Genomic DNA, 24,889 nt, shown 5'->3' on the forward strand with positions numbered 1-24,889 from the left:
GTTCGCTAATTGATAATCTGGAACGTCTACAATCTCTGGATCGACATCATCAGTAGCAACAGTAAAGGTTGTTTCACAAAATTCTGATTGCTCACATTCATCGCTAACTGTATATTTAATTTTAGCGACTCCACCTCCACATACACTTGGAGCGACAAAGTTTTCTAAAGTTACTTCAACATTATCTATATAATATGTATATGCTTCGGTTACAGTGCCGCCACCACCTGTGTAAGAGAAACCAAGTGCATCTTTCCAAGAATTAAATCTAGCATCTATATCATCTGTACAACTTACAGAATCATTATTTGGGCATGAAGGTACTAATGTATCAGCTGCTGTTCCTTGTGTAACAGTAGCAGAATTACTTGGTGCTGTACAGCCAGGTACGCCATTTCTAATAATTGTGGCTTCTACCATATAGGTGCCTGCTACTGCATCATATGTTGCATTAATCGCACCAGGTATAGCATCCCACATTTCAGTTCCAGCATTCCAAACATACCATTGATAGTTATAAGATACTCCTGGTGGAGCTGAAGGTGGAACTGGGTTTGCAGTTAGTGTTGCAAATGTTTCAAAACAAGCATAAGAAGCATCATCTACTGCAACAACTACTTCAGGTCTATCTCCTAAGTTAAATGGTCCAGCCATATCTTTTAATGAAGATGTAAAAGAAGCTGAAGATCTTGATTTAACAATCACACTGCCTAAACCACTTTCACAACCTTCACCAGAACTTTCAGTATCAAAACCTAATAAAGTTGCGTTTATTGCAAATTCTACAAAAGTATCTGTAGGATATTGTGTAACTTGATTTCCACCAGAATTAATAGTACCCCAAGATGGTGCTGCAGTAGGCCCTGTATTATTTAATTGAGAGAAAATAGCTTGAGGAGCTCCATCTACTAAAGCAATTCTAGCATATCCAAAATTTGTTTCTCCACCTTCTATCGAATTTGTACATGCTGCAAACACATAGCCATTACCATCATCATAGAAATTAAATGGTCTATCTGGTAATGAATTGAAACTATCAAAATCTGCATCTGTTGGAAAATCATTCTTATCAATCCAAACTAATAAAGTTATTTCTGCTTCTCTACCACCTTGCTTATAATCTACAGATAATAATATATCTCCATGTTCTTCAACATTTCCAGTTGCGCCAAATTTATACGTACTATGACCACAATCAACTCCATCATTAGGGTCAACATACTCAATCATTTTAGTATCGCTTAATTGAAGTTTTTTTCTATAGTACTCAAAATCTAAATGATTACTTCCATCAGCATCAGCAGTAGATGCTGCTATATAAGCCCATTCAAAATTAATAGGAAAATCTCTACGTAAATGTGCAAATACATCAATTATATCAGTCTTTGCTGGTACATCACCTGTTTTTAATGTCCATGCGCGAGGATCATCAAAATTTTTATTTATACTCTGTTCAAAAACAGTAGCATCCATATTATTTCCTGAGACATATTGGTCTCTTACATAAGCTGCATCAATCCAAATTCTTCCATCCCCTTCAGGTGTGGAATATAATGGAGCAGACATGCGCAGAGTGGCAGGATTGTTTTGTCCTGAACTTATCCCTGAAATTTGAGACAAAGCTTCAGATGAAAAAATATCAATGACACCTGCACCTGTATTAGTATTATTGTCTGGAGCTGAATTTATCCAGTCATCAATCCCTAATGCAGGATCTATATAAGGTGATGCATCAAAAGGCCAAAAAGATAATTGTTCGTGCAAGACATCTCCATCCAAACCAAAATCTGCATGTACAGTTGTACCCGTTATAATTGTTTGCGACTGCATCGTGTTAAAACAACACGTAAAAAACAGCAGTAAGGCAAAATAAAATTTGTTTTTTAAAGGGAAGACCTCTAAAAATTTGTTAAAGTAAATAGCATTCATGATTAAAAAGTTTAAATTAAACAGTTCATAATCAAGAAGTTAAGTTAATTAAGAGGTGGGGTTACCACTGGCTTAAAATTAAAAAGCTAATGATTGCTATTAATCAAGTTGCTATTTATTAATATGTGAAAGAATATTGTAAATGTAAGATATTTTTTTTATTTTCCAAATAATTTAATTGAAATTTAAATGCATTGAATAAAATATATTAAAATTTAATTGTTTAACGTTTAAATAGGTATTTCATGGTTGATATGATAAAAAAGCGCAACTATAATAGTTGCGCTTTTTTTTATTTTAATATTTTTAAATGTATTAGAAATATCTGCTTATTTCACTTCTTCGAAGTCTACGTCTTCAACATCACTTCCTTCTGCCTGTCCATTCTGACTAGCATCTGGTCCTGCTTCTGCTCCACCTTGTTGAGCTTCAGCCTGTGCTTTATACATTTCTTCGCTAGCTACTTTCCAAGCTTCATTTATTTTCTCTAAAGCTGGATCGATAACTGCAAGATCTTTAGTCTCAAAAGCTGTTTTTAATTCTGCTAGTGCTTCTTCAATTGGTTTCTTTTTATCATCAGATAATTTTTCACCAAATTCTTTTAATTGACTTTCAGTTTGAAAAATCATAGCATCAGCAGCATTTAATTTATCTGCTTTTTCTTTTGCAACTTTATCTGCTTCTGCATTTGCTTCAGCATCAGCTTTCATTTTTTGAATTTCTTCTTCAGTTAAACCAGAAGATGCTTCAATTCTAATATCTTGTGTTTTATTAGTAGCTTTATCTGTAGCTGTTACATGAATAATTCCGTTAGCATCAATATCGAAAGTTACTTCAATTTGAGGAGTTCCTCTTCTTGCTGGTGGAATACCATCTAAATGAAAACGACCAATGGTTTTATTATCTGCTGCCATAGCTCTTTCTCCTTGTAATACGTGGATTTCAACAGATGGCTGATTATCTGCTGCTGTAGAGAATACTTGACTTTTCTTTGTTGGAATAGTCGTGTTCGCTTCAATAAGCTTTGTCATAACATTACCCATAGTTTCAATACCTAGAGATAAAGGTGTTACGTCTAATAATAAGACATCTTTAACATCTCCAGTTAAAACTCCACCTTGAATTCCAGCTCCTAAAGAAACTACTTCATCTGGATTAACACCTTTACTTGGTGCTTTTCCGAAGAATTTTTCAACAGCTTCTTGTACTGCAGGAATACGTGTAGAACCACCTACTAAAATAACTTCATCAATATCGCTTTTAGATAACCCAGCAGCTTTTAATGCAGCACTACAAGGTTCAATGGTACGTTTAACTAAATCGTCAATTAATTGTTCGAACTTAGCTTTTGTTAATGTGCGCACTAAATGCTTCGGTCCACTAGCTGTAGCAGTAACATAAGGTAAATTGATTTCAGTTTGAGCAGAAGATGATAATTCAATCTTCGCCTTTTCTGCAGCTTCTTTTAAACGTTGTAAAGCCATTGGGTCTTGACGTAAATCAATACTTTCTTCAGCTTTAAACTCATCTGCTAACCAATCAATAATTTTTTGATCCACATCATCACCACCTAAGTGTGTATCTCCATCTGTAGCTAACACTTCAAAAACGCCATCTCCTAATTCTAAGATTGACACATCATGTGTTCCTCCACCAAAGTCAAAAACCACGATTTTTTGGTCTTTTCCTTTTTTATCCATTCCGTAAGCTAAGGCTGCAGCAGTAGGTTCGTTAATAATTCTTCTAACTTTTAAACCTGCAATTTCACCAGCTTCTTTTGTTGCTTGACGTTGAGAGTCGTTAAAGTAAGCAGGAACAGTAATAACTGCTTCGCTAACTGTTTGACCTAAATAATCTTCAGCAGTTTTCTTCATTTTTTGAAGAATCATAGCAGATAATTCTTGTGGTGTATATAAACGACCATCAATATCTACACGAGGTGTATCGTTATCTCCTTTTACTACTTTATATGGTACGCGATCTGCCTCTTTTTTAGACTCAGAATATTTATTACCCATAAAACGTTTAATAGAATAAACCGTTTTTGTTGGGTTTGTAACTGCCTGACGCTTTGCTGGATCACCAACCTTAATTTCGCCTCCTTCAACAAAAGCGATAACAGATGGTGTTGTACGCTTACCTTCTGCATTAGGAATAACTACAGGCTCATTTCCTTCCATTACAGAGACACAAGAGTTGGTTGTTCCTAAATCGATTCCAATAATTTTACTCATAATAATATTTGTTTTTATAGATTTCCGTCTTCACGGAAACGTTGTGTTCAATTTTAAATTCGGAATATATAAGTCAATGATTATGCCATGACAAAAAATATGACATGATGTCATAAAGAATATATATTCGGCAAAAAACACAAAGAGTGTTCTTTAGAATTACTACTTTTAAATTCTAAAAAAAAATCAATTATGAAAAATATTTTTATTGTATTAATGGCATTTTCATGTATCATATTCACTTCTTGTGAAGGACCAGAAGGACCTCCTGGTAATGATGGAGGATTAATTGTGGCTCCTGCTTTTGAAATTGAATTAGATTTTACAGCTGGAAATAATTATGAATTTATAGAACCTTATGGTTTTGAAATTTATCCCTATGATATGACACTTGTTTATATTCTTTGGGAAATAGATAACGGTCAAGACATTTGGAGATTGGTGCCTCAAACTGTACTTTTTGAAGACAGCACGCTAATCTATAATTTTGATTTTACACGAAATGATGTACGATTCTTTTTAGATGGAACCGTAAATTTCAACACACTAGATCCTTCTTGGACTCAAAACCAAATTTTTAGAGTTGTTATAGTTCCTGCTGATAATGTTGGTAAACAAAATTTCAATGATTTGAATTCAGTTATGGAAGCTTATAACATAAATTCTTTTGAAAAACGTTAATTCCTTTTATCTCAATTTTCTTCAATTTCATAAAGACTAAAATGTATCTTTGTGTCAAAACTAAACTTTTGACACATGGAGTGTATTTCTGTTTTTGACATGTTAAAGATAGGCGTTGGACCTTCAAGTTCTCATACATTAGGACCTTGGCGTGCAGCTGAACGTTGGATAAAAGAATTGAAAACCGGAAATAAATTCGATAAAGTAGAACATATAAGTGTGGACTTATATGGATCTTTATCCTTAACTGGTAAAGGTCATGCCACAGATTATGCAGTCATGCTTGGCTTGTGTGGTTTTGACCCTGAATCCATTCCTACCGAAACTATTCCAACTATAATTTCTGAAATAAAAGAAACGCATGTTTTAGTTTTTAATAATGAAATTCCTATAACATTTTATCCTGAAGCTGACATTGTATTTAATAAAAAATTTCTTCCGTTTCATTCAAATGGAATGACATTTACTGCAATAATTGATGGAAAGAAACAAAAATCAACATTCTACTCTATTGGAGGAGGTTTTGTAGTAAAAGAAGAACGAAAAAATTCGAAGAAGAATAAAGAGATTTTTCAAAACGTATTTCCTTATCCAATACAATTAGGAACTGAACTTTTAACCTATTGTCATGATTTAAACAAATCAATTTCAGAAGTTGTTTTAGAAAACGAAAAATCTCTACGTACTCCAGAAGAAATTGACTTTGAAATAAAACGCATTTGGGACACCATGTTAGAATGCATGTATATTGGCTGTCATACTGAAGGCAACCTTCCTGGAGGATTAAATGTAAGACGTCGTGCTTACGATATGAACCAGAACTTAAGAGGTGAAACAACATACGAAAATCCTGTAGAATGGATTTATTCCATAAGAAACACCGAAGTAAAATTTAGACAAATTATTAAATGGGTTAGCTGTTTTGCTCTTGCTGTTAATGAAGTAAATGCTTCTTTAGGACGTGTTGTTACAGCTCCAACCAATGGTAGTGCAGGTGTAATTCCTGCAGTTTTAATGTATTATTTAGTCATTGAAAACCACGATGGCAATTTTGAAGACATTAAAAAATTCTTATTGGTAGCTGGTGAAATTGGTAGTATCTTTAAAAAAGGTGCAACTATAAGTGCTGCAATGGGAGGCTGTCAAGCAGAAATTGGCGTATCTTCGGCAATGGCAGCTGGTGCTTTATGCGAATTACTTGGTGGTACTCCAGAACAAGTTTTAGTTGCAGCAGAAATTGCTATGGAGCATCATCTAGGCTTAACTTGCGATCCAATTGGTGGTTTGGTACAAATACCATGTATTGAACGTAATGCCATGGGAGCCATAAAAGCCATAAATGCTGCTGAATTAGCTTTAGATACAGACCCAAAAAATGTGAAAGTGCCTTTAGACAAGGTGGTTGCTACCATGTGGGAAACAGCTAAAGACATGAATTCTAAATACAAAGAAACTAGTGAAGGTGGTCTTGCAGTTGGTGTAAATATGTCAGATTGCTAAGATGGTTTATGGATTACTAGTATTGTTAGAAAGCTAGATTTGCTATTTCAATAAATCCAATCTTCTAGTAATCGAAAGGTTCAATATCTACTATTGACAACCTTCTTTTCTTCTAGTATCAATTAAGTAAATGATTTTCCAGTTTCCATTATCATTAAATAGCTGGAATGAATTGACGCCACAATGACTAAACTGTCCATTAAACCAAAACTCGTAAGGAGTCCAAGCGTTAGCCATATTGCCGTCAATTTGAATATTATAGCCAAGTAAACGCTCATCCCATTTCTGGTCTGCTGATCTATTCGCAATGGCTAAAATTAATTTATCTGAACTTTCAGTAGCTAACACATCTTTTCCTTCTTTACTTTTAAATGTTGTTTGCGTTGGAAATTTATCCAGCATAACAGATTTCATAAGGGTTGTATCTCCTTTATGAAAGCCTTCAAAGAAAGTATCTATTGCTAATTTAACCTGAGTTTCTTCATCATGTTGAGCCGTGATAGTTGTTGTAATTAATAGTACTAAAAAAGTAATAATGCGTCCCATTTATATTTTATTTTCAACTAAATTAACTTAACAACTAGTTATTATAAAGACTTTAAAGAAAAGTTTAACATTAAATTTCTAATTTAGTACTTTTACAATCTATAAAAACTAACCTTTAACTATGTCTGTAGCAAAAAAAGAATATAAAAGAATTACTGTAAAAACCTTAGTTGATATGAAGGCTAATGGTGAAAAAATCTCCATGCTTACAGCATACGATTATACTATGGCCAAAATTGTTGATGGTTCAGGTGTTGATGTGATTTTAGTTGGAGATTCTGCAAGTAATGTTATGGCTGGACATGAAACAACCTTACCTATTACATTAGATCAGATGATTTACCATGCATCTTCTGTTGTAAGAGCTGTTGAAAGAGCTTTAGTAGTCGTCGATTTACCATTTGGTAGCTACCAAAGCGATCCAAAAGAAGCTTTGCGTTCTGCTATTAGAATAATGAAAGAATCTGGTGGACATGCAGTGAAACTTGAAGGTGGAAAAGAAGTAAAAGAATCTATTAAACGTATTTTGAATGCTGGAATTCCTGTTATGGGACATTTAGGATTAACACCTCAATCCATATATAAATTTGGGACTTATACGGTTCGTGCAAAAGAAGAACAAGAAGCAATTCAATTAAAACAAGATGCTCTTATGCTTGAAAAAGCTGGTTGTTTTGCTATAGTATTAGAAAAAATACCTGCTAAATTAGCCAAGGAAGTTGCTAAAAGTGTATCCATTCCTATTATTGGTATTGGAGCTGGAAATGGCGTCGATGGTCAAGTATTGGTTTTACACGATATGATTGGAATGACTCACGAATTTCACCCGAGATTTTTACGAAGATATATGAATTTATATGAAGACATGACTTCTTCCATTTCACAATATGTGGACGATGTGAAGACAGAAGATTTTCCGAATGATGATGAGCAGTACTAATAATTATTCGTGCATTCGTGGCAAAAAATTCAAATAAAATACTTTCAACAAAAGAGAATCTTCAGGTTCTTTACGAAGACAACCACATCATCATCGTAAACAAACGTGCTGGAGATATAGTTCAAGGAGATAAAACTGGCGACAAACCCTTAAGCGATGTTGTTAAAGACTATATAAAAGACAAATACAACAAACCAGGAAATGTGTATCTTGGTGTTATTCATAGACTAGACAGACCCACAACTGGAGTAGTTATGTTTGCTAAAACTAGCAAGGCTTTACCTAGACTTAATAAATTATTTGCAGATAAAAAAACAAATAAAACCTATTGGGCTTTAGTGAAACAAGAACCATCAAAAAAACAGGATACATTAATTCATTGGTTAAAAAAGAATCCGAAAAACAATAAATCTACGGCTTATCCAAATGAAATTCCAGATGGCAAAAAAGCCATTCTTCATTATCAGATTATTAAAAAATTAGATAATTACTTCTTACTTGAAGTTACTTTGGAAACTGGAAGACATCATCAAATACGTGTGCAATTAGCAAGTATAGGTTGTTCAATTAAAGGTGATTTAAAATATGGTTTCGACAGAAGTAATAAAGATGCAAGCATAAGTTTACATGCCAGAAATTTACAGTTTGTGCATCCTGTTTCTAACGAAAATATTAATGTAACTGCTCCTTTACCAAGCGATTCTGTTTGGGATGCTTGCCTTTAATCATTAATAGCTCTTTTTAAGATAGGATATTCTATTTGAAGCTGGACACCTTCATTTGGTTTTGAAGTTAGACTAAACTTAGATTCTATCAGTTCTGCTCTACTTTTCATATTTATTAATCCAGCTCCATTTTTAACGGTTTCCATATCAAATCCTATTCCATCGTCTTTAGCTTGAATAATAAGCATTTCTTCTGAATAATTTAAAGATATGTTTAAATGTTTCGCTTTAGAATATTTTACTGAATTAGACATAAATTCCTGTATAATTCTAAATAAAATAATAGCGTCCTTATTATTTTTAAATACATCTTTTTCACCTTCGCTAATTAGCTCCACTTCCATGAGTTTCAAGCGCTTTAAACGATTTAATTCATTTTGAATAGATTCTTCAAAACCAGCATTTAATATAACATCTGTATTTAATGATTTTGAAAGTGCTCTTACTTCTTGAAGACTTTCTTTAATAACTTTAGAAGTGTCTGTAACTTTTTCTTTTAAATCGTCATGAACTTGGCTTGTTAACATATTAATTTGCATACTGGCAAAAGCTAAAAGTTGACCAACGTTGTCGTGCAATTCTCTACCAACATGTTTTAAAGTTTCTTCTTGAATTTCGGTTTGAGTTTGAGCTATCTCTTCGTCAAAGGCTTGTTGTTGTCTTATTTTATCTAAAAGGAGTTTGTTTTTTCGCTTTTGAAAAACAATAAAGAAGATTACAACCAAGGTAGTTACAATTAGTAAGACAACTATCATATAAATTAACAGATAGCGTTCTGCAGAGGTAGAAACCGAAGGTTGTGTTTGTAAAAATATATTAATTAGGTGAATCATTGTTTGGTTTTGAGAATATTAGGGCAACAACAAATGATAAGTACATAAATATATTAGCATATAGCATAATTAGCCATTTTAATTCGGCTTGGTTTGGGTCTGTAGCTGCATTGCCACACACAAAATGTACCAAAGGAATGGTTACTAACAACCAGATTAAAAGGATGCCACTTATATAAAAATGAAAATCTGTATAAAACTCAAGAATTTTCTCAGTATGAAGCAATTCATAAATATAAAACACAGCACTTAACATGATAATGGACATGTTTCCAATTCGAATCATTTTAAAGGTGCCTTCAAAAAATTGTTGAAAATTCAATACAATATTTCCAATGGAAATAATAAGAAACAAATACAAAGCGTATTGCAGTATGCTTTTTAAAAAGTTGTTTTTAAGCAACTTTCTATAATACCAAGCAAAAAATATAGCTGAGCCTAAATACCAAGTTAACGTATGCCACCAAAAATTGAATTTAAAAACTGAGCTTTCTATTAAATAATAAAGACCTAATTGATTTAAAATCCTGGCATAAGAACCTAACACTTCAGTAACAAACACATAAATTAAGAAGTAAATAAAGTATTTAACTGGTGTTTGTTTGTACTTTTTAAATACAAGTAAACCAACAAACGCTGCAATAAATATAACAGCTATATTGATAAACATATAATTTTGAAGTAGGGTGTCTTTCATTAATTACAACTTGTTATTAAAAAATAAATATAAAGATTAAAAAAGGTATTTAAGAGTTTAAAATACAAAATTTTACACGTCTTGCTCAGGTTTGCACCATATTAAGGCAAAAGCAAATATGCTATACATTAAAATATTCGAGATTAAATAAATGTACCATTTTATCATTATAAAATCCCAATCGGCTTCAGTAAAATATTTTTCAAAAAAACTTAAAGGTGTTGTAACAAGCCACCAAATAAAAATGGTTACAGCAATGTAAAAATAAATAGATCTTGAAATATTAGTGAGCCTTTCAGAATTTATCAATTCAATAAAATAAAAAATTAAACTCAATAGTATCACAAGAACACTTAAGATACTTAAGTATTCTGACCTGTAAGAAAAGAATGCGAGAGGGTCATAAAAAATGGATATTAATAAAAACAGTAAATAAATAAATTGACAAATTTTTATGATTTGTTTAAACATATGAGACTTATATCTTAAACTAAAAAACCAAGAATAAAAAAAGGCTGCAGCAGAAGTCCAAAAAAGTGTAAACCACCAATAGTTGCGTTCTATTAAAGTTCCTTCTATTAAATACTCTAAGTCATAATCCTTTAAATGACGTGGATAATTACCGATGGTTTCGACAAAGACTATCCAACCTAAAAACCAAATAAAATATTTGACTGGAGTGTTTTTATATTTATTATAGACTATAAGACCTACAACAAAAGCTAATATTTCTATGCTCTTCGTTAAAAATGTATAATAATCATATAAAAATTCTTTCACTATGTAATCGGGTTATGTATAATGATATCTATAAATACTAAAAAGCTATTTTTCTGTATTTTGAATAAGCAACTAAATATTCATATACACCATCCATAGTATACCCTAGCTCTTTAGATTCGTTTTCAGCATAATTAAAAATTCTCATAGACCTCTTTTAAGTTAAAATTTAGATTTCTTGTTTTGGATCACACCAAATTAAAGCAAATGAAAATGTTAAGTACATAAATAAGTTTGAAAATAAATACACATTACTTCTTAAATTTAAATAGCCTATATCTAATGCAGAAAAATATACTTCATAAAATAAAAGAGAGGTTATAATTAACCACCATAAAAACAAAGTAATACTTATTATAGAATTTAACGATTTATAAAAGACTAATATTTTGTCACTATTGAGAATTTCAATAAAGTATAAGCAAATACAATTCAAAATGACTAATGCACCAAAAATATTGACAAATTTTAATTGTGAATTAAAGAATGAGTTTAAATTTTGACTAATATAAATAACAGAACAAAACAAAAATATGAAACAGACATACTTTACAATTTTTTTAAAACTTCTAGTTTTTAAAATTACATAATAATAGTAAGACATAAATAAGACACTTCCTATATTCCAAAAAGTAGTAAACCACCAAAAATTTCTGCTAAAATAAGTTTCTTTTAAATAATCTCGTAGACCATGAAGTTGTTCGTATTCAATAACATAATATGGATAACTTCCAATAAAATCAACGAATACCACATAAATTAAATAGTATATAAATATTTTGCTATTATAATTTTTATATTTTTTATAATATACAATCCCAATAACAGCACATACAATTAAAATTAGGTCATTTAATTGTTCACTATACCTATATAATAAATCAAACATGAATTAACTATTGAGGATAATTAGCTGGTGGAGGGTTTCCTGGATTTCCTGCATTTAGACCTCCTCCAGGAATATCTCCACTATCTGGTGGCAACATATTAAATAAGGTGCTGTTTCCTTGAGAGATGTTTTCAACGCCAGTTGGCACTATAAACATAGTTGTGTAACCAACTTCTTTAGTTGTTGCATGAGCTCCTAGATACACACGAACACCATCCATAGTGTAACCTAAATCTTTAGATTCATTTTCAGCATAATTTAAATAATCGCGCAAGTCTTTTAAGGACCACCAAGAAGACCGGTTGTCTGGACGTTTTACTATAGAATCGCTAATTAAAGTATGCCTGCTATTAAAGGCTTCATCCAAAGTTTTGGCTTCCTTTGGTGTAATAAGTCCTTTGGGTGCTACAATGGCAACTTCAGTTTCTTCAACACTACAACTTGGGCAAAAATAATAGGTAGCAAAAGCGCCAATAAGAATTCCTAAAATAAGTAAACTAAATTTTTTCATAATTATAATAGATTGGTTAATTAATGTTTTTAAAGTTAACAAAAAAATTAGCCTAGCCAACCTTCTCTGTCTAAACTTCTGTATTGGATAGCTTCACTAATATGCGAGCCATTTATGTCTTCGCTTCCTTCTAAATCGGCAATTGTACGTGAAACTTTTAATATTCTGTCGTAAGCTCTAGCTGAAAGATTTAATCGTTCCATAGCTGTTTTAAGTAATTGCATAGATGTATCATCTAGCAAACAGTATTTCCTAATTTGTTTGGTATTCATTTGCGCATTATAATGTACTGTATTAGAATCTTCAAAACGTTTGGTTTGAAGGACTCTGGCTGCAGTTACTCGTTTTCTAATGTCAATGGAAGATTCTCCTTTTCTAGTATCTGACAGTTTTTCGAAAGGCACAGGAGTGACTTCTATATGAATATCGATTCTGTCCAATAAAGGTCCTGAAATCTTACTTAAATAGCGTTGCATTTCGGCTGGAGAGGATGTTACTGGTGAATCTGGATCGTTAAAATAACCACTCGGACTCGGGTTCATACTAGCAACCAACATAAACGACGAAGGATAGGTTACCGTAAACTTCGCTCTGGAAATGGTTACTTCTCTGTCTTCCAAAGGCTGTCGCATCACTTCCAGAACTTCGCGCTTAAATTCTGGTAATTCATCTAAAAATAATACACCATTATGCGACAAAGAAATTTCTCCTGGTTGTGGATAACTGCCTCCTCCAACTAAAGCGACGTTAGAAATGGTATGATGAGGACTTCTAAATGGACGTTGTGCCATAAGTCCTGTGTTCTCCTTGACCCTTCCAACAACAGAATGAATTTTAGTGGTTTCTAAAGCTTCATGTAAAGTCATTGGTGGTAAAATACTGGGTAATCGTTTAGCAAGCATGGTTTTTCCTGCGCCTGGAGGGCCAATTAAAATAATGTTATGTCCTCCAGCTGCCGCGATTTCCATACAACGCTTGATGGATTCCTGGCCCTTCACATCGGAAAAATCGAATTCTGGGAAATTGAGACTTTTATTAAATTCTTCTTCTACATTAATAATGGTTTGCTCTAATGCTTCACCTTTATCAAAATAATTGATAACCTGTTCTATATTTTCAACACCATAGACGTTTAATCCAGAAACGATGGCAGCTTCTTTCGTGTTTTGAATTGGTAGTATAAAACCCTTAAATCCTTCTTCTTTCGCTTTGATGGCAATAGGCAAAGCGCCTTTGATAGGCTGTAAAGAACCGTCTAGGGATAACTCTCCCATAATTAGAAAATCTTCTAAATCTTCGGCTTGAATTTGATTGGTTGCTGCAAGAATTCCGATGGCTAAGGTTAAATCGTATGCAGAGCCTTCTTTGCGTAAATCGGCTGGAGACATGTTAATAATAATCTTTTTACCTGGGATTTTAAAACCATTATTTTGTAAAGCTGCTGCTATTCTAAAATTACTTTCTTTAATTGCATTGTCTGGCAAACCAACCAAATGATATCCTATACCTATGTCCACATTTACTTCCACGGTAATGGTAGTCGCCTCTACTCCAAACACAGCACTTCCAAAGACTTTTTTAAGCATATTCAATTGTTTGCTTAAATGTAAGAAAAAACATTTATTATTAAAGAACTAAAACAACCCAAATAGCTTATTCATAATTCTGAATCAATTTATTTAATGCAAAGAATTAGATTGGTATATTTGTAATTAAAGCTACAAAATAATGAGTAAACCATCGTTTATAAAAGATTTAACATTACCAGCTGTTGCTGCCCCAATGTTTTTAATTTCTGGACCACAATTAGTTATTGAATGCTGTAAAAATGGTATTGTAGGAACCTTTCCTGCTTTAAACCAACGTACAAGTGAAGGCTTTGAAGCTTGGTTGATAGAAATTAAAACAGCTCTTGCTACGTTTGAAAAAGAAACTGGCAAAAAAGCTGCACCTTATGGTGTCAATCTCATTGTACACAATACAAATCCACGTTTACAAGCAGATTTAGAGCTTTGTATAAAACATAAAGTACCTTTAATTATTACGTCTTTGGGAGCAGTTTCAGAATTGGTAGATGCTGTTCATTCTTATGGTGGATTGGTGTTTCATGATATTATAAAAAAACGTCATGCAGAAAAAGCTGCTGAAGCTGGAGTAGATGGATTAATATTAGTTTCTGCAGGAGCTGGTGGACATGCTGGAACCATTAATCCGATGCCTTTGGTAGCCGAAATTAAAAGCTTTTTCAAGAAAACCATCCTACTTGCTGGAACTATTAGTACAGGTCGAGATATTGCTTCTATCTTACAAATGGGAGCCGATTTAGCTTATATGGGAACCCGTTTTATAAATACTGAAGAAAGCAAAGCTCCAAAAGAATACAGAGATATGATTATTGAAGCTGGAGCAGACGATATAATTTATACAGCAGCTATTTCTGGTGTTGCAGCAAACTTTCTAGGTCCTAGTATAGAAGCTATGGGAATCACCGAAGAGATGCTTAAACGAAAAAAGAAAGTCGATTTTGGTGAAGAATTAACTGTACATAAAGATGATGCTAAAGCTTGGGCAACCATTTGGTCTGCTGGACAAGGTGTTACTAATATTCATAATGCACCTAGTGTAGCAGAATTAGTTTCAGAACTTAAAAAAGACTTTAAATTGGCTATTGAAGAGCAAGTTAAGTATCTAGAGATTTATAAGTAAAATTATTTATCGTTTTTGCTCAACAAACTCCAAAGCACGTTTTTCATTATAATAAAAACCACCAAATTGAAAAAATCCAACATGACCTCCATGTTTTGGCATTTCTAAAAATAGATTTGGATTGTTTTTAGCTTCTTTTACTGGATAACATTCTGCTGACAAAAACGAATCGTTAAGCGCATTAATAAGCAATGTTGGAATATGGATGTTTGGAAGAAATTGTAAGCTACTACTCTGTTTGTAATAGTCTTGAGCATCCTTAAATCCATGTGCCTTAGAGGTATAAAGATTATCAAAATCGTATAAAGTTTTAATTGAAGTAATATCTGTATCATTCAATTTATCAGTATGTTGCGATTTTTTAATAATTAATTTCTCTTTTAAATTATATTTGAATTTATCGTGAAACGGTTTATTCTTTAAAGTGTGTAATTCTTTAGCTGAACCAGCTAAAAAACAAGGTACAGAAACAGCAATTCCTGCTTTAATTTGCTCAGGAATATTTTGGTTTTCACCCAAATATTTTAAAGCGACATTACCACCTAAACTAAAACCTTTAATATAAATTTCGGAGTACTCGGTTGTGTTTAATATATGTTGAATAACCTGTTCTAAATCTCCAGTATCTCCTGAATGATACGAACGATAAGACAAGTTGTCTTCGCCACTACAACCACGAAAATTAACCGAAACTGCATCGATATGATTCTGATTAAAAATCTTGGCAGTTCCAGTGATGTAATGCCTTTGTGCATTCCCTTCCAAGCCATGAAGAATAATGATGAGTCTTTCTGTTTTTCCTTCGGAATAACTCCAATCTAAATCCAGAAAATCGCCATCAGACAAGGTAATCCGTTCTCTTTTTTGAATCAGACCATTTACTTTTCTAAATAATCCTGAATAAACGGTTGATACAAAACCTTTTCTAAAAAAATATGGTGCTTTGTAGGCTGATTCTATTATAGGCATTTTCTAAACTTCAATGTTAGTAAACTGAAACGTATTTCCATCAAATAGCCCTTTATCGCTCAATTTTAATGACGGAATCACCAACAAAGCCATAAAACTCAAAGTCATATAAGGTGCATGTAGTGTGCTTCCTAATTGTTTTGCCATTTTATCAAGTTCAGCATATTGTTTTCCAATTGTTTTTGCATCCTGATCGCTCATAATTCCTGCAACTGGCAATGCCACCACTTTTTCCATTGTATCTGAAACTGCACAAATACCACCTGTGTTTTCAATAAGTAAATTAACAGCTTTACAAATAGCTTCATCGCTTACTCCTACTGCTATGATGTTATGCGAATCATGTCCAACAGAAGAAGCAATAGCGCCTTCTTTAAGTCCGAAATTCTTTATAAAGGCAATAGCAGGTTTCTGATTTTGATATCTGTTTACAACAGTCATTTTTAAAATGTCCTTTTCAACATTTGAAACTAAATTTCCATCTTGCAACATGCTTTCTTCAATCAGTTCGTTGGTAACTAACTGACCTTCCAAGGCTTCAATCACTCTAATTTCTTTGGCTGTAGATTCAAACCTAAAGTCTAAAAGGTCTTTTTTATTTGTATGAAAGTTGTTTAAAATTTCAAAAGGAACAGAATGTATTTTTGAAACCCCTTGATCGAAAACCAATCTTCCATTAATATATGTTTGAAGAGTTTTAAAATCTTTTAAATCTTCAACTACAATACAATCTGCAAAATCTCCAACTTTCAATAAGCCAACATCTAAATTATAGTGTTTTACAGGATTGATACAAGCTGCTTGCAAGACCTTAAAAACGTCCATGCCTTTCGTGACAGCTCTTGCACATAGATTGTTTATATGATGTAACAATAAATCGTCTGGATGCTTATCATCGCTACAAAACATCATGTTTTCAAAATGTTCAGGCAGTAAATCGATTAATGCTTCGAAGTTTTTCGCTGCAGATCCTTCACGAATAAGAACTTTCATCCCTTTTTGAAGTTTCTCTAAACCTTCTTCAAAAGTAAAACATTCGTGATCTGTACTTATTCCAGCTTGAATGTATTTAGTCACATCGTCGCCTCGTAATCCTGGAGCATGTCCATCAATTGGTTTGTTATTGTGTTTTGCCCAAGCTATTTTTTTAAGGACTTCCTCATCATCAAATAAAACGCCAGGATAATTCATCATTTCGGCTAAATATTTAATGTCAGGATTAGCCATTAAGGTTTTAATGCCTTCGGAATCAATCACAGCTCCAGCAGATTCAAAATTAGTTGCTGGCACACAAGAAGGTGCTCCAAAATTGAATTTAAAAGGAGTGTCTTTTCCATTGTTAATCATAAACTCCACGCCTTCAACACCAAGCACATTTGCTATTTCATGAGGATCTGAAACCGTTGCAACCGTTCCATGTGTTACGGCAATTCTGGCAAATTCACTTGGAACCAACATGGAACTTTCAATATGGATGTGTGCATCTACAAATCCTGGAAGGATGTAATGATTGACATCATTCGGTTTCTCTTCAATACTGAAAATCTTCCCATCTTTAATAGTAATTTCACCTTTAAAAATGCGTTGATTTTCTATATCTACGATGTTTCCCTGAAGTTTCATACTTATAATTTAATCCTTTTTGAGTATCAGATGCTTCGACAAGCTCAGCATGACAATTAAAAAAAGTGAGAACAAGTCTCACTTTCTATTTTACAAATTGATTTTATTTCTTAAAATTATCTATGCCTTTCTTCAACCACTCATAATATTCTTCCACATCAGGAGTATAGCCTACAGCTGGACTGATATCTTCACCTTCTAAATTTTGAATCACATATAAGGGTTGCGCATTGGTATTATACCTAGTTTGCTGAAATTCCAACCATTTATGGCCATAAGTCCTAACCTTGTTTCCAGTAAGTTCAGACTCGAATTGTTCTGCTTCAGGTAGTTTGGTCCTATCGTCCACATACAGTGAAATAAGCACAATATCATTATCTAATAAAGCATATATTTCATCTTCTACCCAAACTTGTTCTTCCATTTTTCGGCAATTAACACAAGTTAAACCTGTAAAATCTAACATCACTGGTTTGTTCACTTTTTTGGCGTAAGCCATTCCTTTATCATAATCATGGAAAGCAATTAAATCGTTAGGTCCAAAATGAGCATCTTTAGGTAATTCTTTAGCCACAAATTCTCCAGAAGCAGAGACTTGTTTTTTCATAAAACCAACACCATAAGGCGATTCGCTATTCGTGCTCATTGGAGGTGGAAAACCACTTATTAATTTTAAAGGTGCTCCCCAAAGACCAGGAACCATATACAAAGTGAATGATAAAGCTAATATGGCCATACTCAATCTTCCAACAGAAATATGCTCCAAAGGTGAATCGTGTGGTAATTTAATTTTCCCTAATAAATACAATCCTAGAGTTCCAAAAATAGCTATCCAAATCGCTAAAAAGACTTCTCTTTCTAAGAAATGCCATTCTAAAACCAAATCGATCATCGATAAGAATTTGAAAGCAAAGGCTAACTCTAAGAAACCTAAAACTACTTTGACTGTATTTAACCATCCTCCAGATTTTGGTAAAGAATTTAACCAACTAGGGAAAAAAGCAAACAACCCAAAAGGTAATGCAATGGCAGATGAAAAACCCAACATGCTAACTATTGGAGCTATACCTCCTTTAGTGGCAGCATCTAATAAAGCAGTTCCTGCAATAGGAAACGTACATGAAAATGACACAACAGCCAAAGCCAATGCCATAAAGAAAATACCAACTACACCTCCTCTATTTGCACCACTATCTACTTTATTTACCCAAGAATTTGGTAACATAATTTCGAATGCTCCCAAAAATGAAAAAGCAAATACAATTAAGGCAATAAACATAATCGCATTAAAAGTAACACCTGTTGAGAATTCATACATAGCATTACTTCCAAAAAGGGCTGAAATAGCTGTGCCTAATAGTGTATATATTACTATAATGAAAAACCCATATAACAAAGCGTTTTTAATTCCTGAAGCTCTAGTTTTACTTTGTTTAGTAAAGTAACTTACTGTCATTGGAATCATTGGGAACACACAAGGCGTTAACAATACTAAGAATCCTAAAAAGAAAGCTGTAAAAAATATAGATGTTAACCCTTTGCTATTATCAGTTTTAACTGAATCTATACCCTTTTTTATTACAGTTTTTGATTCGTCTTCAACATAATTCGATGGGTCTTCAGATGCTGTAGTTGCTTTGGTCAAGTCGAAAGTCACCATCTTACTTTGGTAAATACAACGTGCATCATCACAGGCTTGAAAGGATGCTTCCACTTCTATAATTTTTAAATTAGGATTTAAAACTTCAATTTTTTGGGTAAAAGTAGCTTCTTCATCAAAATAGTTTAAATCCATTTCAAACACCTTGTCATAAGCTGTGATGTAAGGGCTTTCAAGAGTTTTTCCAATCAACTTATAGTTATTAACTTGACTTAAAGAATCATAAATAAATTCTGTAGGTAAAGCGCCTCCTTCTGTCATCTCTTGTGAATATAAATGCCAATGATCCTCAATATCTGCTAGAAATATTAAATTGTATTCAGTATCTGATAATTTTTCAACTTCTCCAGTCCATGTTACAGGATTTAAAACCTGAGCTTGCATTAAAAAAGCAGTAAAAAAAAGCGTAATAAAAAGGGTTAATTTATGTTTCATTCTTTAGGGATATTTTTAATATGTTTTTTGTCTTTTCTGTAATTTTAAATCGGTTGTCTGCTCTGTGATTCAGTATCCAAACCACATCGTTATTGGAACAAAGCAACCAAACATTCTCTTTTTCTAACATAGAAAGTTTTTCGTCTTTAAAAAACTTACTCAGTTTCTTTTTACTTTCCATTCCAAAAGGGTAAAAATAGTCTCCTTTTTCCCATTTCCTTACTGTTAAAGGATATTTTAACAAATCTTTATCTACATATATCGTTAAGTTGTTATGTTCTTTGAAATTTTGAGTTTCTGTTATAGTTAGTGTTCCTAAAGGAATTTCTACTTGAGTATCATTTTCGGAAAATGAAACCTCTTCAATTTCTGCTAGTTTTTTATGGATTTCAGTAAGAATTAAAACATCTCTATTTTTTAACAATCGATATGTGTTAGAAAAAACTTGCTTTCCTGTTTGTGCTTCGAGTAAATCTTCTACATCTTGCCATTCGGTAAATTGATACTCTTTTAGGATTTCAAATAAGTAAGCTTTTGGGTTAGATAAGTTTATAATTTTGCCAATACTAAAATGAATTTCGTTTTCAGAAATTTTAGTAACTACTTTTTCTAAAACCTCTTCAATTCTATCTTTAATAATGTTTTTTGAGTCTTGTAAATGAGATTGTGTCAACTTATAATTTTGAAGTATCTGTGGATTTAATTCTTTTAAAATGGGAATAACTTCATGTCTTAATTTATTTCTTAAATATTTAGTTGAAGCATTACTACTGTCTTCACGCCATTCAATTTTGTTTTCTTTGGCATAGTTTTCTAATTCTTCTCTAGAGAAATTCAAGAATGGTCTAATAATATTTCCATTTATTTCTGGAATACCTGTTAAACCATCCAAACCTGTTCCTCTAGACAAATTAATTAAAAATGTTTCCAGATTGTCGTTTGCATGATGTGCTGTTAAAATATAGTCGAAATGTAGTTGTTCTGCTAATTCAGAAAACCAATTGTATCGTAATTCTCGAGCAGCCATTTGTGTTGATATGCTATTGATTCTCGAGAAATAATCTGTATCGAAATTTTCAATAAATACCTCTAACTCTAAATCTTCTGCTAATTGCAAGACAAACTCTTCATCTGCATCACTTTCATTTCCTCTTAAATTAAAATTACAATGTGCTAGACTGATGTTTAATTTTAAATCATGACATAGATGTGTTAATAAGACACTGTCTAATCCTCCAGATACAGCAACCAAGAGCTTACCTTCCTTTAGAAAACTTAAATTATTATTGATATGTTCTTGGAATTTTTTAAACATCTTGCCATTATTTCACGAATGATATAAAATAACTTTCAAATATAACACCTTGAAACTTTTAACTTTTAACTTTAGCTGAAAACTTTAGTCTTCTAGAACCTCACGCATAGCTTTAGCTTTAATCAAACATTCTTCATATTCTTTTAATGGATTACTTTTTGCAGTTATGGCACTACCAACAGAAAATGATACATATTGCTTAGTTTCATTATATAAAATACTTCTTATAACCACATTAAAATCGAAATCACTATGTGGTGTAAAATATCCAACAGCTCCAGAATAGACACCTCGTTTGGTTTCTTCTAAATCTTCTATAATTTTCATAGCCGAAATTTTTGGAGCTCCTGTCATGCTTCCCATAGGAAATGTAGATTCTAAAACATGTACTGCATGTTCAGATGATTCAATTTCTGAAGAAACAGTAGAAATCATTTGATGCACTTGAGGAAAGCTATAAACTTGACATAACTCCTCCACCTTTACTGTTCCTTTTATTGCAGTTTTAGATAAATCGTTTCGAACCAAATCCACAATCATGATGTTTTCGCTTCGTTCTTTTTCATCTAATTCTAATTGTGCCTTTAAATTTTGGTCTTCTAATTTATTTTCAGATCGTTTAGCAGTTCCCTTTATAGGTTGCGAAATGATTTTGTTTCCAGTCTTTTTCAAATAGCGTTCTGGGGAAGCAGATAACACATATCTATCGTCTAGTTTTATAAAAGTGGCAAAAGGTGGTTTGGAAATATCATTTAATTTCTGATAGATCTGAATAGGATTAATTTTTATGTTTTCAGCATAATACTCCTGACAAAAATTGGCTTCGTAAATATCGCCTCGAAGAATATGATCCAGCATCTTGTTTACTTTTACTAGATAATCTTCTTTTTGAATTCGTGGTTTTATGGCAATATCATTCAGCAGTTTGCTTCGTTTTTTGTCTTCAACAAGCTCAGACTGACAAATGGCAATTAAATCATCTTCCAATTCATCTGCAACCATATTTAAATACAGAATTTTAACGGTATCTCCTTTAAACAAATACAACTTTTTAGGTTGAAAAAAATAAAGGTCTGGAAATTGTAGGCCATCAAAATTAATTGATGTTAACTCTTCAACAGTATTTTTTAAATCGTATGACAAATAACCAAAAATCCAGTCTTTTGTTGTGGATTGATATTCTTTTAGTTTTGAAAAAGCCTCATGGTAATCGGATTGAATACAGGTTATGGCATCTACAGCCAACACAGCATCAAAACTAGAATATGCTTCATGGAATTCATTGGAATCCATCCAAACAACTTCATGAAATTGTTGACTCCAAGTCAATAATTGACTTTTAAAAATGCCTACAGATTCTGGCTTATGTATATGTGTTGTTCTCACTACCACAAATTACCGAAAATTAAAACGGAATTGAAAGCTGACGGAAACTATAATCTTTATAATTTCAATTTAAAAAGATTCATATCATCCAAAGAATGACAAATCCTTTTAAAAATCTATCTTTGCAGCAGATAAAATGACCATGAGCACATTTAGAGATTTAAATTTAAACACACCTTTATACAACGCCTTAGACGATTTAGGTTTTACACAACCTACTCCAATCCAGGAACAAGCTTTTAATGTGGTAGCTTCTGGGAAAGATGTGGTTGGAATTGCACAAACTGGTACAGGTAAAACCTATGCTTACATGTTGCCTATTTTAAAGAATCTGAAGTTTTCTAAACAGGACAATCCAAGAGTTTTGGTTTTGGTTCCTACTCGAGAACTGGTTGTTCAAGTTGTTGAAGAAATAGAAAAACTGGCAAAATATATTAATATTCGTGTGCTTGGTGTTTATGGAGGCGTAAACATAAATACTCAAAAACAAGCTGTTGCTCAAGGTTTAGATATTATAGTTGCAACTCCTGGACGTTTGTATGATTTGGCAGTTAGTAGAGTCTTACAGTTAAAATCTATTCAAAAGTTAGTGATTGACGAAGTAGATGTCATGCTGGATTTAGGTTTTAGACATCAACTTTTAAATATTTTTGATATTCTTCCAGAGAGAAGACAAAATATTATGTTTTCTGCAACTATGACACAAGATGTAGATGATTTGATTTACGACTTTTTTGTTGCTCCAGAACGTGTATCTATTGCTGTTTCTGGTACACCTTTAGAAAATATCTCGCAAACTAAATATAGCGTTCCAAATTTTTACACAAAACTGAACCTTCTAAATTATTTATTAAGTGATTCTGAAAACTTCAATAAAGTCTTGATTTTTGTAGCCAATAAAAAAATGGCTGATCGTTTATTTGAAGCTTTAGATGAAACCTTTCATGACGAATTATGTGTAATTCACTCAAACAAAACACAAAATTACAGATTGCGAAGCATTGAGCAGTTTAGAGAAGGTTTTAACAGAATTCTTGTGGCTACAGACGTTATGGCTCGTGGTTTGGATATTGATAATGTGTCTCATGTGATTAATTTCGATACACCAGATTTTCCTGAAAACTACATGCACAGAATAGGTAGAACTGGTCGTGCAGAACGCGAAGGGCAAGCGATTATTTTTTCAACTGAAAAAGAACAGGAAGCTCTTGAAACAATTGAAGCCTTAATGCAAATGGAGATTCCTTCTATGGGAATTCCTGAAAAAGTTACTATTTCAACCGAGCTTATCGAGGAAGAACGCGAGGTTATTAAAGAACGAAACAATCCAATACGACGAAAAAAAGACGAAGATGCTGGAGCAGCTTTTCATGAGAAAAAGGACAAAAATAAAAAGGAAAACTTAGGAGGCTCTTACAAGTTTAAAATCGCTCAAAAATACAAGAAACCTAAGACTCGAGGTGACAAGAACTATAACAAACGTAATAAGAAGAAATAAAATTTATCGTTTATATATTTTTTTTAATTTTTCTATAATAATAGGATTCCAAAGCTCATAACCCAAACTATTTAGATGCATACCATCAGAAAGAAAAATATCTGATCTTAGTTTGCCATTTGATTCATACATCGTCTTAGTGACATCTACATAATGTAAGTTTACTTTTTCAGTGCAATATTCTTGGAGTTTTATATTCGTTATTACTTTATTTTCTTTTACATTTTTACCTAAAAAATCATCTATTAATGTAGGTTTCATTGAAAGAATTATTATTTCAGTTTGAGGAAATTCTAATTCAAGTTTATTTACTAATTCACTAAAAACATTAACTGTTTCCGTTGGTGATTTGCCATTTTCAATATCAATATCACAATACACAATAATAATTGAAGGGGAATGCTTTTTTATAATATCGTTAAAATAATAAATAATTTCTGGAATACTTGCTCCACCAAATCCACGATTAATAATAGGATAATCAGGGAAGTATTTAGACGTCTCCCAATAAACAATACTTGAACTACCTATAAACAGAATTGGGTTATTTGCTAAAGTATTTCGATTATCAAAACGACGAAAATTTTCTATTTGATCTTCAAATCTATCAATCTTAATGTCATTATTCCATATGTATTTTTGTTGATTTTGATGAAATAATAGTAACATCTCACTATATTGTTCTGGATTCTGATTGTAATCTAGTTTGCGTTCCATCCAATAAGCCCAAGAACGCTGATAAAAAGCTTTTGTAGATTCAGTGTTTACAACTTCATTTTCTAATGATTTTTTAAGAAACTCTAAAAATTGTAGGTTTTTATCTATTTTAGATTTTTCTTGAGAAAACCCTGAAAAATTTACAAACAAAAAAATAATTAAAACTCGTTTCATTTTAAATATTATTGACCACAAGATAAAAAAAATCCCTCTTCATTTCTGAAAAGGGATGAGAATAACCTTGTGTCATATCAAAACCTTCCTAACAATAACTTATTACCATACATAAGTTTAGCTTTGTAATCAACTTAATTA

The 24,889-nt window shown here is 32.3% G+C and carries 21 protein-coding genes; 6 read left to right on the plus strand and 15 right to left on the minus strand.

Translation table 11 applies throughout. From position 1 onward, the window contains the following. Positions 1–1,830, minus strand: a 1,830-nt coding sequence (locus FVF61_RS01275; RefSeq protein ID WP_148452444.1) for a hypothetical protein, incomplete at its 3' end; no start/stop codon positions are given. Positions 1,831–2,258: 428 nt separating this feature from the next. Then, the gene (gene dnaK, locus FVF61_RS01280; RefSeq protein ID WP_148452446.1) at positions 2,259–4,163 is read right to left on the minus strand and encodes a molecular chaperone DnaK; all 1,905 of its coding nucleotides are present in this window, start codon (positions 4,161–4,163) and stop codon (positions 2,259–2,261) included. A 192-nt stretch (positions 4,164–4,355) separates the two neighbouring features. Between dnaK and FVF61_RS01285 the strand changes: the two genes are divergently transcribed. Together FVF61_RS01285 and FVF61_RS01290 are read left to right on the plus strand one after the other, a co-directional pair. Then, a complete protein-coding gene (locus tag FVF61_RS01285) occupies positions 4,356–4,844 on the plus strand; it encodes a hypothetical protein (RefSeq protein WP_148452448.1) in 489 nt (162 codons plus the stop codon). A gap of 75 nt (positions 4,845–4,919) precedes the next feature. Beyond that, the gene (locus tag FVF61_RS01290; RefSeq protein ID WP_148452450.1) at positions 4,920–6,344 is read left to right on the plus strand and encodes an L-serine ammonia-lyase; all 1,425 of its coding nucleotides are present in this window, start codon (positions 4,920–4,922) and stop codon (positions 6,342–6,344) included. A 90-nt stretch (positions 6,345–6,434) separates the two neighbouring features. Here FVF61_RS01290 and FVF61_RS01295 read toward each other — a convergent pair whose 3' ends face one another. Then, positions 6,435–6,890, minus strand: a complete 456-nt coding sequence (locus tag FVF61_RS01295) for a nuclear transport factor 2 family protein (protein ID WP_148452452.1) — start codon at positions 6,888–6,890, stop codon at positions 6,435–6,437. 121 nt (positions 6,891–7,011) lie between these two features. Between FVF61_RS01295 and panB the strand changes: the two genes are divergently transcribed. Continuing rightward, entirely contained in the window at positions 7,012–7,830 is an 819-nt protein-coding gene (gene panB / locus FVF61_RS01300; protein ID WP_148452454.1) for a 3-methyl-2-oxobutanoate hydroxymethyltransferase, read from the plus strand. Between the two features lie 17 nt (positions 7,831–7,847). Then, a complete protein-coding gene (locus FVF61_RS01305) occupies positions 7,848–8,555 on the plus strand; it encodes an RluA family pseudouridine synthase (protein ID WP_148452456.1) in 708 nt (235 codons plus the stop codon). Here FVF61_RS01305 and FVF61_RS01310 read toward each other — a convergent pair. From FVF61_RS01310 to FVF61_RS01335, 6 genes are all read right to left on the minus strand, one after another. Further along, positions 8,552–9,388: a sensor histidine kinase gene (locus tag FVF61_RS01310; RefSeq protein WP_148452458.1), complete on the minus strand. Its 837-nt coding sequence runs from the start codon at positions 9,386–9,388 to the stop codon at positions 8,552–8,554. The genes FVF61_RS01305 and FVF61_RS01310 overlap by 4 nt on opposite strands. Continuing rightward, the gene (locus FVF61_RS01315) at positions 9,372–10,085 is read right to left on the minus strand and encodes a hypothetical protein (protein WP_148452460.1); all 714 of its coding nucleotides are present in this window, start codon (positions 10,083–10,085) and stop codon (positions 9,372–9,374) included. Before FVF61_RS01315 ends, FVF61_RS01310 begins: the two co-directional genes overlap by 17 nt. Before the next feature lie 72 nt (positions 10,086–10,157). After that, a complete protein-coding gene (locus tag FVF61_RS01320) occupies positions 10,158–10,865 on the minus strand; it encodes a hypothetical protein (protein ID WP_148452462.1) in 708 nt (235 codons plus the stop codon). Positions 10,866–11,034: 169 nt separating this feature from the next. Then, entirely contained in the window at positions 11,035–11,754 is a 720-nt protein-coding gene (locus FVF61_RS01325; protein WP_148452464.1) for a hypothetical protein, read from the minus strand. 7 nt (positions 11,755–11,761) lie between these two features. Beyond that, on the minus strand, positions 11,762–12,265 hold the full coding sequence (locus tag FVF61_RS01330) for a hypothetical protein (RefSeq protein ID WP_148452466.1): 504 nt from the start codon (positions 12,263–12,265) through the stop codon (positions 11,762–11,764). Between the two features lie 47 nt (positions 12,266–12,312). Continuing rightward, entirely contained in the window at positions 12,313–13,851 is a 1,539-nt protein-coding gene (locus FVF61_RS01335) for a YifB family Mg chelatase-like AAA ATPase (RefSeq protein WP_148452468.1), read from the minus strand. Positions 13,852–13,993: 142 nt separating this feature from the next. On the opposite strand from FVF61_RS01335, the gene FVF61_RS01340 reads away from it, so the two are divergent. Beyond that, the gene (locus tag FVF61_RS01340; RefSeq protein WP_148452470.1) at positions 13,994–14,971 is read left to right on the plus strand and encodes an NAD(P)H-dependent flavin oxidoreductase; all 978 of its coding nucleotides are present in this window, start codon (positions 13,994–13,996) and stop codon (positions 14,969–14,971) included. Positions 14,972–14,977: 6 nt separating this feature from the next. On the opposite strand, the gene FVF61_RS01345 is transcribed toward FVF61_RS01340, so the two are convergent. From FVF61_RS01345 to FVF61_RS01365, 5 genes are all read right to left on the minus strand, one after another. After that, on the minus strand, positions 14,978–15,940 hold the full coding sequence (locus FVF61_RS01345; RefSeq protein ID WP_148452472.1) for a YheT family hydrolase: 963 nt from the start codon (positions 15,938–15,940) through the stop codon (positions 14,978–14,980). 3 nt (positions 15,941–15,943) lie between these two features. After that, the gene (ade, locus tag FVF61_RS01350; RefSeq protein WP_148452473.1) at positions 15,944–17,563 is read right to left on the minus strand and encodes an adenine deaminase; all 1,620 of its coding nucleotides are present in this window, start codon (positions 17,561–17,563) and stop codon (positions 15,944–15,946) included. A gap of 103 nt (positions 17,564–17,666) precedes the next feature. After that, positions 17,667–19,658: a protein-disulfide reductase DsbD family protein gene (locus tag FVF61_RS01355; protein ID WP_148452475.1), complete on the minus strand. Its 1,992-nt coding sequence runs from the start codon at positions 19,656–19,658 to the stop codon at positions 17,667–17,669. Then, positions 19,648–20,973, minus strand: a complete 1,326-nt coding sequence (gene tilS / locus FVF61_RS01360) for a tRNA lysidine(34) synthetase TilS (RefSeq protein WP_148452478.1) — start codon at positions 20,971–20,973, stop codon at positions 19,648–19,650. The genes FVF61_RS01355 and tilS overlap by 11 nt, the downstream gene beginning before the upstream one ends. 84 nt (positions 20,974–21,057) lie before the next feature. Next, the gene (locus FVF61_RS01365) at positions 21,058–22,359 is read right to left on the minus strand and encodes an anthranilate synthase component I family protein (RefSeq protein ID WP_148452480.1); all 1,302 of its coding nucleotides are present in this window, start codon (positions 22,357–22,359) and stop codon (positions 21,058–21,060) included. Between the two features lie 136 nt (positions 22,360–22,495). On the opposite strand from FVF61_RS01365, the gene FVF61_RS01370 reads away from it, so the two are divergent. Beyond that, entirely contained in the window at positions 22,496–23,857 is a 1,362-nt protein-coding gene (locus FVF61_RS01370; protein WP_148452482.1) for a DEAD/DEAH box helicase, read from the plus strand. Positions 23,858–23,860: 3 nt separating this feature from the next. Here FVF61_RS01370 and FVF61_RS01375 read toward each other — a convergent pair whose 3' ends face one another. Next, positions 23,861–24,748, minus strand: coding sequence for an SGNH/GDSL hydrolase family protein (locus FVF61_RS01375; RefSeq protein ID WP_148452484.1), 888 nt, complete (start codon positions 24,746–24,748; stop codon positions 23,861–23,863). Positions 24,749–24,889: the final 141 nt, after the last annotated feature.

The organism is Xanthomarina maritima (assembly GCF_008084905.1).
In the GTDB taxonomy this organism is placed as follows: Bacteria; Bacteroidota; Bacteroidia; order Flavobacteriales; family Flavobacteriaceae; genus Xanthomarina; species Xanthomarina maritima.